Below are 2,029 nucleotides of genomic sequence, written 5' to 3' on the forward strand. Positions count from 1 at the left end.
GCGCCGAGCGCCCGACCCCGTCAGGGGGTCGGGCGCGCCCCGGTGCGGAACTTTGCCCGAAATGGTGCCGGATACCCGAGCGACACCGAGCTGTCCCCTCGCGTTAAGGTCGCAGTCACACGCAGCCGGCCGCGACTGAGCCGCTGCGCGACGGGGGAGTGACGTCGGTCCATCACGGGCACCGCCCGCAACGAAATCTCGTAGGGAGCGAACTCGTTTGTTCGGCACGTTGACAGCACGCCTCGGGGTGGCCGCCCAGAGTGCGCTACTGGTACTGGCCTACCTGGTCATGCTCGTCGGTGGCGTATTCGGTTGGATCGGCCTGTTCGCCGTCGCCGGATTGGCCGCCATCATCGGCGAGTTCGCCGTCGCCCGCTGGTCACCGCCCTCGCAACTGCTGTTGGAGAAGGTGGGCCTGCACTGGTCGTACCGGCAGCTGACCCGCGACCTCGCCGCCGTGTTGCTGGTCGTCGCCGAGGTGCGGCTCAGCGGCGGCGAGCTGACCCTTCTGCTGGTGCTGCCGGCCGCGGTGTGGGTCGTGTCGGTCTTCGCGGGTGCGCTCTCCACCATGATCGAGCGGCGTAACCCGCTCTCCGCCATGGTGCGCAACATCGAGCTGGGTCCACTGTCCAGCGCCCCCCAGCCGCCCGCCTGGGCGGCGGCGGTCGCCGGTGACCGGATGCCCCTGCTCAACCTGCTGCTGGTGCCGGCCGGCGTGGCCGCCGCGGTGCAGCACGATCCCACGCCGTTCTTCGCGGCCGGCGCGGTGGCGGTCGTGGCGACGGGTCTGGTGGGCGCCATCATCGCGCTGACCTGGCTGCGGGGTCGGGGCAGCGGGCAGGGTCCGTTGCTGCCGGCGGTCCAGCGCTGGATGGACAACTACAAGCCGGAGGTGGCGCTCTACTTCGCCGGCCCCGCCAAGGACGTCTACCAGGCGAACATGTGGCTCGCCCCGACCGAGGCGCTCCAGCAGCGCGCGGTGGTGCTGATGCGCAGCCGGGAAGCGTTCCTCGAGCTGGCCGACACCCGGCTGCCGGTGATCTGCGTACCGGCCGGCGTCGACTTCATGAACCTCGACCTCGGCGGCATCCGCGCGGCGCTCTACGCCGCGAACGTCGGCGCGAACATCCACATGCTCCGCGAGCCGGGTACGAAGCACGTCTTCGTCGGGCACGGCGACAGCGACAAGCAGGCCAGCGTCAACCCCTACAGCAAGGTGTACGACGAGGTCTGGGTCGCCGGCCTGGCCGGCCGGGAGCGCTACGCGCGGGCCGGCGTGGGGGTGCTCGACTCGGACATCGTCGAGATCGGCCGGCCGCAGCTCGCCGGGGTGCACACCTTCGGCGCCGAGTCGGTGGACCGGCCGTTCACAGTGCTCTACGCGCCCACCTGGGAGGGGTGGCTCGACGACGACCCGTACCACACCTCACTGGTGCTGATGGGTGAGCGGATCGTCAAGGGGCTGCTCGCCACGAACCCCCGGGTCCGCCTGATCTACAAGCCGCACCCGCTCACCGGGTCGCGGTCCAAGGCGGCGAAGGCCGTGCACGAGCGGATCGTCACGGCGATCCGCACGGCCGGCGGCAACCCGGACGCGTCCTCCCTGGACGGCACCGAGCACCTGGTGGTCACCGGCCGCACGCCGGCGTTGTTCGACTGCTTCAACCAGACCGACCTGCTGATCAGCGACGTGTCCAGTGTGGTGTCCGACTTCGTGCAGAGCCAGCGGCCGTACGTGGTGGCCAACCCGGCCGGCCTGTCCGAGGACGACTTCCGCCGCGAGTACCCGACGGCGCGGGCCGCGTACCTGCTCTCCAAGGACTGCGGCGAGCTGGAGAAGATCGTGTCGGTCACCCGGGCCGGTGACGACCCGATGACCGAGGCCCGCCGGGAGCTGAAGACCTACCTGCTCGGCCCGGCCGAGGCGAACCCGATGGACCGCTTCCAGCAGGAGCTGGCGCCCCCCACCAGGCCCCCGTCCACGTCCGGTTGGGCCATGATCGAGGCGACGTTGGACGCCTTGACCGAC

1 protein-coding gene and 1 pseudogene are annotated in these 2,029 nt (G+C 70.9%); one reads left to right on the top strand and one right to left on the bottom strand.

The genetic code is table 11. The annotated features are described in order from the left end of the window. Positions 1 to 217: 217 nt before the first annotated feature. Positions 218 to 1,957: pseudogene (locus tag AB0B48_RS32930) on the top strand (CDP-glycerol glycerophosphotransferase family protein); the annotation flags it as partial. On the opposite strand, the gene AB0B48_RS32935 reads toward AB0B48_RS32930, so the two are convergent. Next, a partial coding sequence (locus tag AB0B48_RS32935; protein ID WP_357208515.1) for a triose-phosphate isomerase occupies positions 1,903 to 2,029 on the bottom strand: 127 nt, incomplete at its 5' end. The pseudogene AB0B48_RS32930 and the gene AB0B48_RS32935 overlap by 55 nt on opposite strands.

Source organism: Micromonospora sp. NPDC049089, assembly GCF_040648775.1.
Lineage (GTDB): Bacteria > Actinomycetota > Actinomycetes > Mycobacteriales > Micromonosporaceae > Micromonospora.